Raw genomic sequence first — 7,191 nt, forward strand, 5'->3', positions numbered from 1 at the left:
AAAATATCTATTCCATAATAACAAAAACGCCCCTTAGGGCGCTCTGTTATGATGTTTAAGGACTATGCATCCAGAAAGTCTGCTGGTTCTTCTTCGTCTTTATCTTCGACTACTTTGCCTGTAGTAAGCAGTTGCTCACGGATCAGTTTTTCAATGGTATCCGCCAGCTCTTTGTGTTCTTCCAGATAACGGATAGTATTGTTCTTACCTTGGCCAATCTTGTCGCCTTGATATGAATACCATGCACCCGCTTTTTGAACGATTTCTTGCTGTACTGCAAGGTCAATCAGTTCACCAAGATGGTTAACACCTTTACCATACAGAATCTGGAACAGAGCTTCTCTGAATGGAGGCGCCATTTTGTTTTTCACAACTTTGACTTTGGTTTCAGAACCTACGATCTCGTCGCCTTCTTTCACCTGACCGATACGGCGGATATCCAGACGTACAGAAGCATAGAATTTCAGTGCATTACCACCAGTAGTCGTTTCCGGGCTACCGAACATTACACCAATCTTCATACGGATCTGGTTAATGAAAATCACCATACAGTTTGAACGCTTGGCATTACCGGTAATTTTACGCAGTGCTTGGCTCATCAAACGTGCTTGTAGACCCATATGTGAGTCACCCATTTCGCCTTCAATTTCGGCGCGAGGCGTCAATGCAGCAACAGAGTCGACTACGATCAGGTCAATCGCACCAGAGCGTACCAGCATGTCAGCGATTTCAAGTGCCTGTTCACCATTGTCTGGCTGAGAAACCAGCAGGTTATCAATATCTACACCGAGTTTACGGGCATATTGAGGATCAAGTGCGTGCTCGGCATCGATGAATGCACATGTACCGCCAGCTTTTTGACATTCAGCAATTGCTTGTAATGTCATTGTGGTCTTACCTGAAGATTCAGGACCATAAATCTCGATAATACGGCCTTTCGGTAAACCACCAATACCGAGTGCAATATCAAGCGTTAAAGAACCAGTAGATACAGCTTCAACTGCTTGCACGGTATTGTCACCAAGACGCATCACTGTGTTTTTACCAAACTGTTTTTCAATCTGGCTTAAGGCAGCGTTGAGCGCCTTGTTTTTATTCTCATCCATCTTACAACCTCAATACGATGTCACAAACTTAGTACTCAAGTGGATGTCTTACATTAGAGCTTCGTTCCACAGGAATATAGTGACAGAAATTTCCCTTGTGTTCTATAAAATCCAGCAATGTTACGACACATGCTGACGCTTGAATTTAATCATCATTATATGACCAATGTTGATCAAAGTTCTGACTATTTTCATTCTTGAATCGACTGATGTCTCGACGATCTTTTTTGCTTGGTCGATGATCGGGACGCGCTAGATTATGCAACTTTCTTTGCGATGCAATCAATTCCCGGCGAGCGATACTGACTTCAGTTTCTTCATACAGTTTCTGTGCCACAGGTGCAGGACCACGAACATCAGAAAGTTCTTTTACAACTACGGTTTTTTTGTCGATACCTTGCTGAATCGTCAACTCCATACCCACACGGACTTCGCGAGATACTTTTACACGCTCACCATTATGATGGACTTTACCGCCCTCAATAGCATTCTTGGCAATTGAACGGGTTTTAAAAAAACGTGCCGCCCACAGCCATTTATCTATACGCATGCCTACCGCATCTTCGGGTAAAGACGATTTACGCATATTGCTTGTTTACCTCAGACTGATTTAAATGAGTGATTAAATCTGTTAATTGGTGCAGCATCGGGTAATTGCAAGTCTGGCGCGCAACTTTACTGGAAGATGGTTGCTGGATGCAGAACAGGTTCTGGATGCCATAAGCCTTGGCGCCATTCAGGACTTTTTCGGTATCATCAATAAAATAGACCTGCTCAGGATCAAAGGAATGCAGGGCATTCAGGCCTTGCCAGAATTCTACAAATTCTTTGGCATGCCTAATGCTTTCCGAGCTGACAATGACATCAAAATAATTTTTGAGATTGAGATGTTCCAGTTTAAAGGCTAGACCGGCACAGTCGGCATTGGTGGCAAGCCAGATCGGATAGCCATTATTTTTAAGATAATCGAGTAATTCGAGGCAATAAGGGCGTAAGCTAACTTTATCTTTATGCTCAATTTGCATGGCCAGAACATCGACTTCGACTTTAGCTGTCCAGAAGCGAGAAGAGTACCAGTTTAGGGTATGATTATGTTGCTGATAGAATGCATAAAGCGTTTCGCGGCTCTGTTCCAGACTACAGCCATGTGTTTCAGCATAACGGACCGGTAGTAATTCGTTCCAGATGAAATCATCGTAGGCAAGATCAAGTAAAGTTCCGTCCATATCAAAAAACAGGCGGTTTTTCTGAGCAATTCGACATATAAGGTTTTCTATGTTTAAAGCGACAATAGCACCACAAGATCCGATGATTTTGCAGTTTGTGCCCATTTTGACACAGGCTTGTGAAATTTTGCGAGAAGAATATCAGCGTTATTGTTCAGGTGCTGCGTTTGATATTGTCAAGAAAAGTGATGATTCTCCTGTGACCCAGGCAGACTATCGGGTGAATAGTTATTTAACCCAGGCTTTGGCAGAAATTTCAGAATTACCTTTACTGTCAGAAGAGGGGCAGCAGGATCAGCGTCATGCCTGGACAGATTTCTGGTTACTTGATCCTCTGGATGGCACTAAAGAGTTTCTGCACCAGCGCCCGGAATTTACGATTAATCTTAGTCTGATCAGAGGCAGTCTGACTACCTTTGCTATTTTGGCGGTTCCTGCGCAGCAGTTGATCTATTTCTGCCCTGAACAGGGCATGCCTTTAAAATACGATATTCAGGATCAGGCATGGTTTGACTATGAGGCAGCTACTGATCATCAGGATGTCTTTGTCGGTCTGAGTCAGAGCAGTCAGCAAAAGCCAAAATATGTCGAGTATTTGCAAAGTCTAGCTAAACTTAGCGCCTACACCGAGTTCAAGGCAGGAAGTGCCTATAAATTTTGCATGATCCTTGAAGACCGGGTAGACATTTATCCTCGTTTCCATCCAACCTCTGAATGGGATACCAGTGCCGGTCAATGCATGCTTGAGCGGATTGGTGGAGGGCTGGTTGATCTTGAAGGTCGGCCATTCATCTACAACCAGCGCAAGACCTTACTGAATGGCGGGTTTATCGCCTATAAGAATGAAGCTATGAAGGTATTGGCTTTACGGGCACTGGCGGACATGCAAGACAATGATTGAGCTCATAGCCGTTCATGGTATAGTGAGGAAGATTCCGTTGATAGATCAGTTGGCAAGATTGTGGCATTAAAACTGCTTCCACCAAGTATGCTCAGTGCAATAGATTTATTGCCTAATACCAAGACACCTGTGACTCTGTTTACGCGGCATTCTCTGCGTGAAGATGTCGCTGGTCAGGGACTGGCAGGTTATGATTTGCAGTTGACGCCGCAAGGACGTGATCTGGCGCAGGAATGGGGCGCTTATCTGGTCAATCAAACAGATCGGCATATCCAGCATTGTATATCGAGTCCGATTCAGCGCTGTGTAGATACCGCAGCATTGATGATCGAAGGGGCAGATGCAACGGATAAAGCACCGCATACCCATAAGATTGAAATCGTTGAACAGGGTTTGCTGGTTGAGCCAGGCAGTTTTGTACTGGATATTCAAAAAGCAGGGCCATATTTCAAAAAACAGGGGGCATTAGGCTTTATCAATAGCTTCGTCAATAATGCTTTGCCTGGAATGAAACATCCAATTAATGGCGTAGTAGATGTACTTGAATTAATTTATAACACTCATCCGAAAACGCCGTATGGGCTCAGTCTGGCGGTCAGTCATGACACCATTCTAGCAGCGATGATTGCAGTGATGTCTGGGCATCAGGAAGTCAGTCGTGAAGACTGGCCGAAAATGATGGAAGGTCTGTTTGTCTGGTTTGAAGGCGATGTATTTGAGGAATCTAAACTAAAATGGATCTGGCGTGGCAAAGTGCATGAGCTGGATATTTCCCAATTTCAGAATACCGAATTAAAGGTAAATAAATAATTTAAAGGCTCAATCATTTAGGTTGAGTTTTTTACATTTATCGTATGAAAGTGAAATAGAGTAACGATGAAATATCACTATGCTGATATTTAAACCAATTTTGGAAGCATAGGAGTCATTATGAAAATAATCACAATTTTAAGTCTGGTCGTTATGCTGGGATTAACTGCCTGTCAGCGTGATACAGACAATGCACAGCAAGATCAGACCACCACGCCTCATTCTATGGATAAGGATGAATAATTTATTCTGTTTTTATCTAAGTAAAAGATTTCTATGACTAGGATTGAGAATAATCTGGTATTCATCATTCTTTATTGTTGATTTGGTATTAAATTTCAGGCACAAAAAAAGCCCTAAAAGGGCTTCTTTTGATTTGCGATTAGTTAGAAGCTAATGCTTTAACTTGCGCGTTCAAACGGCTCTTATGACGAGCTGCTTTATTTTTATGGATGATACCTTTGTCAGCCATACGGTCGATTACTGGAACAGCTTTTTTGTAAGCTTCAGTAGCAACAGCATAGTCGCCAGCAGCAATAGCAGCTACTGTACGTTTAAGATATGTACGAACCATAGAACGCAAGCTTGCGTTGTGTTTGCGTGCTTTAACGTTTTGACGAGCACGTTTTTTTGCTTGAGCAGAGTTTGCCACTCGTGCACTCCTTGAAATAGATTGGTCTGGGCGGGCTGAAACTCAACTGAAAACCACATCAGAAGAACTATCACCAGCCCGTAAACAAGTGCCATATTTTGAGGAAACTATGGGCTTAAGTCAAGTCTTGACATGCTTTGACAACATTTTAGTTGCAGAAAAATTCTAAAGAAAACGTTAGATTAGTATCTAAGCAGGGAGATCGTACAAAAAATGACTAAAACCATTACATATCCTATCGTGATTGGCGCTACAGGCTTGGTCGGAAAGACTTTGGTGCAACAGCTGGTAAATGAACCAAGTTGTAAGCGTATTAGCGTCATCGTGCGTAAACATCAACCAGAATTTGAACAATGGCACAAGGTCAAACAGGTGGTCATTGAGGACTTTTTAATGCTCAATGACCAGGATGTCAGTGGCCATACCCATGCCTTTAGCTGTCTGGGTACTACCTTAAAGAAAGCCGGCTCCAAAGAAGCTTTTTATAATACCGATTACACCATCAATGCCCATTTTGCCGAACTGGTGCAGCAAACGGATGCTCATTATCTGTTGATTAGTGCGATGGGTGCCAATTCAAAATCCAGACTGTTCTATAACCGGGTAAAGGGTGAATTAGAGGATTATATCCAGACCTTGTCTCTGGAGCGTATCAGCTTGTTCCGACCGTCTTTGTTGATTGGTGAGCGGGATCATCAGCGTTTACTGGAAGACGCGGCACAGAACCTGTTTGACAAGTTTTCGCATTTTATCCCCGATTCTTTTAAATACAAGCCAGTGACAGCAGAGCAGGTGGCTCATACTATGGTATATGCAGCGCTTAATCAGACTGTGAAATTTGAAATTTATGATAATTTAGCCATACAAAAAATGAAATGAGGGTAAAAAATCGTGTCCAGCGTACCATTTGTAACTTGTGACCTGCTTGATGATAATCCGGATAAAGACCTGCAGGTAGTCGCCCCATGCCTGGATGGCAAATTCTTCAGAAGTTATGGCGCACGTAAAAGCTTCGGCGGCCAGATTGTGACCGTAAAATGTTTTGAAGATAACTCTCGCGTAAAAGAGTTATTAGCGACAGATGGTACAGGCAAGGTTCTGGTCGTAGATGGTGGTGCTTCTATGCGCTGTGCATTGATGGGTGACCTGATTGCTGAATCTGCGGTGAAAAACCACTGGAATGGCGTGATTATCTACGGTTGTGTGCGTGACGTCGATGCGATTGCAGAGCTGGATCTTGGTGTGCATGCACTGGCTTCAATTCCACAGAAGAGCAACCGCAAGGGAATTGGTGAAGTTGATGTGCCGCTTTATTTTGGTGGTGTGACCTTTAAATCGGGTGAATACGTTTATGCCGATAACAATGGCATTGTCCTGTCCAAAGAACAATTGGTGGACTAATTCCGGTTATTGAAAATATACAAAAACAAGCTATACCGTGGAAGTTAGGCAGTTTAGATTGCTGCTTTCACGGTTTGAAAATAATAAAGAGGACAGACGATATGTTAGGCCATCAGATTAAAGTAGCACAGGCATTGGCATCCGCATTTCTGGAAGGTGGACGTGGTACGACCGGTACACCATTTCCGAATCAGCCTGAAAAGCCTCTCAAGCTTTATGAATATGAAGGATCACCTTTTTGTCGTCGTGTCCGTGAGGTCATGACTTTACTGAATCTCGATTATGAAGTATATCCGTGCCCACGAGGCGGTAAACGCTTTCGTCCCGAAGTGAAACAGCAGGGTGGCAAACTTCAGTTTCCATTTTTAGTAGATGAAAATACTGGAGATAAGCTATACGAATCTCAGGATATTATTCATCACTTGTTTAAGCATTATGGCAAGACGGGTAAAACACCAGCTAAGTATTCAAATTATCCAAAAGTACCGGTTGCTGCCATTGCAGGTACGATGGTAAATGGGCTACGTGGTGGCATGGCTAAACCGTTGTCGAAGAATACCCCTGCACCTGAACAGCTTCTTGAACTATGGGGCTTTGAAGCCAGTCCTTATACCCGTATTGTCCGGGGCGTATTGTCTGAACTTGAAATCCCTTATATCTATCATAATGTGGCGAAAGAACGCTGGCAGGATCAAGGTCTAGCAAAATTGCGTTTAAAACCGGGTAAATATGAACCCTTATCGGGGGGTAAACGTGAACAAGTCTTAAAAGTAATGGGGAATAATATCCAGGTTCCTTATCTGGTTGATCCAAATACTGGTGTCAAGATGTTCGAATCTAAAGATATTGTGGAGTATTTGAAGCAGCAATACGGTTCTGAAAAGAAAAGCAAAAAATAAACTGCTATTTAATATTTAGAAGCTACAAAAAAATGCCATCTTAAAATAGATGGCATTTTTATAGTTTATAAATTTGAATTTTCCAAGAACAAGAACTCTGCTTTCAAAATTATTCATACTTATGCCTGCTCATAATAAAGTTAAAAAAACTCATGATTTTTCTTCTTTTTTTGTTTATATAGGACTTACGCATTGA

At 42.5% G+C, this 7,191-nt stretch carries 10 protein-coding genes; 6 read left to right on the plus strand and 4 right to left on the minus strand.

The features are described 5' to 3' along the window. Nucleotides 1-62: 62 nt before the first annotated feature. From recA to B3143_RS05370, 3 genes are all read right to left on the minus strand, one after another. Entirely contained in the window at nucleotides 63-1,106 is a 1,044-nt protein-coding gene (gene recA, locus B3143_RS05360) for a recombinase RecA (protein ID WP_004786150.1), read from the minus strand. A gap of 145 nt (nucleotides 1,107-1,251) precedes the next feature. Beyond that, complete coding sequence (locus B3143_RS05365; RefSeq protein ID WP_004786147.1) at nucleotides 1,252-1,692, minus strand: RNA-binding S4 domain-containing protein; 441 nt, start codon at nucleotides 1,690-1,692, stop codon at nucleotides 1,252-1,254. Continuing rightward, nucleotides 1,685-2,332 carry an HAD-IA family hydrolase gene (locus B3143_RS05370; protein ID WP_286739772.1) on the minus strand — a complete coding sequence of 216 codons (648 nt, stop codon included), beginning with the start codon at nucleotides 2,330-2,332 and terminating at the stop codon, nucleotides 1,685-1,687. The genes B3143_RS05365 and B3143_RS05370 overlap by 8 nt, the downstream gene beginning before the upstream one ends. Nucleotides 2,333-2,381: 49 nt before the next feature. Here B3143_RS05370 and B3143_RS05375 point away from each other — a divergent pair, with 49 nt between their 5' ends. From B3143_RS05375 to B3143_RS05385, 3 genes are all read left to right on the plus strand, one after another. Further along, on the plus strand, nucleotides 2,382-3,233 hold the full coding sequence (locus B3143_RS05375; RefSeq protein ID WP_214001311.1) for a 3'(2'),5'-bisphosphate nucleotidase CysQ family protein: 852 nt from the start codon (nucleotides 2,382-2,384) through the stop codon (nucleotides 3,231-3,233). A gap of 60 nt (nucleotides 3,234-3,293) precedes the next feature. Continuing rightward, nucleotides 3,294-4,043, plus strand: coding sequence for a histidine phosphatase family protein (locus tag B3143_RS05380; RefSeq protein ID WP_034590199.1), 750 nt, complete (start codon nucleotides 3,294-3,296; stop codon nucleotides 4,041-4,043). 120 nt (nucleotides 4,044-4,163) lie between these two features. After that, complete coding sequence (locus B3143_RS05385) at nucleotides 4,164-4,286, plus strand: hypothetical protein (protein WP_004786141.1); 123 nt, start codon at nucleotides 4,164-4,166, stop codon at nucleotides 4,284-4,286. A 139-nt stretch (nucleotides 4,287-4,425) separates the two neighbouring features. On the opposite strand, the gene rpsT is transcribed toward B3143_RS05385, so the two are convergent. Beyond that, nucleotides 4,426-4,695 (minus strand): 30S ribosomal protein S20, encoded by a 270-nt coding sequence (gene rpsT, locus B3143_RS05390; RefSeq protein WP_004786139.1) that lies wholly within the window; start codon nucleotides 4,693-4,695, stop codon nucleotides 4,426-4,428. Nucleotides 4,696-4,908: 213 nt separating this feature from the next. Between rpsT and B3143_RS05395 the strand changes: the two genes are divergently transcribed. The 3 genes from B3143_RS05395 (at nucleotide 4,909) to B3143_RS05405 (ending at nucleotide 6,995) form a co-directional block, all read left to right on the plus strand. Continuing rightward, the gene (locus B3143_RS05395) at nucleotides 4,909-5,574 is read left to right on the plus strand and encodes an NAD-dependent epimerase/dehydratase family protein (RefSeq protein ID WP_004786137.1); all 666 of its coding nucleotides are present in this window, start codon (nucleotides 4,909-4,911) and stop codon (nucleotides 5,572-5,574) included. 12 nt (nucleotides 5,575-5,586) lie between these two features. After that, entirely contained in the window at nucleotides 5,587-6,096 is a 510-nt protein-coding gene (rraA, locus tag B3143_RS05400; RefSeq protein WP_004786136.1) for a ribonuclease E activity regulator RraA, read from the plus strand. A gap of 101 nt (nucleotides 6,097-6,197) precedes the next feature. Then, the gene (locus tag B3143_RS05405) at nucleotides 6,198-6,995 is read left to right on the plus strand and encodes a glutathione S-transferase N-terminal domain-containing protein (protein WP_004786134.1); all 798 of its coding nucleotides are present in this window, start codon (nucleotides 6,198-6,200) and stop codon (nucleotides 6,993-6,995) included. Nucleotides 6,996-7,191 lie beyond the last annotated feature (196 nt).

The sequence above is a fragment of the Acinetobacter sp. UBA1496 genome, from assembly GCF_002324975.1.
GTDB lineage: Bacteria > Pseudomonadota > Gammaproteobacteria > Pseudomonadales > Moraxellaceae > Acinetobacter > Acinetobacter variabilis.

Coding starts and splice junctions, on each gene's coding strand:
- B3143_RS05395 (WP_004786137.1), top strand. CDS start 4,909: ATGACTAAAACCATTACATATCCTATCGTGATTGGCGCTACAGGCTTG.
- B3143_RS05365 (WP_004786147.1), bottom strand. CDS start 1,692: ATGCGTAAATCGTCTTTACCCGAAGATGCGGTAGGCATGCGTATAGAT.
- B3143_RS05385 (WP_004786141.1), top strand. CDS start 4,164: ATGAAAATAATCACAATTTTAAGTCTGGTCGTTATGCTGGGATTAACT.
- recA (WP_004786150.1), bottom strand. CDS start 1,106: ATGGATGAGAATAAAAACAAGGCGCTCAACGCTGCCTTAAGCCAGATT.
- B3143_RS05370 (WP_286739772.1), bottom strand. CDS start 2,332: ATGGACGGAACTTTACTTGATCTTGCCTACGATGATTTCATCTGGAAC.
- B3143_RS05375 (WP_214001311.1), top strand. CDS start 2,382: ATGTTTAAAGCGACAATAGCACCACAAGATCCGATGATTTTGCAGTTT.
- B3143_RS05405 (WP_004786134.1), top strand. CDS start 6,198: ATGTTAGGCCATCAGATTAAAGTAGCACAGGCATTGGCATCCGCATTT.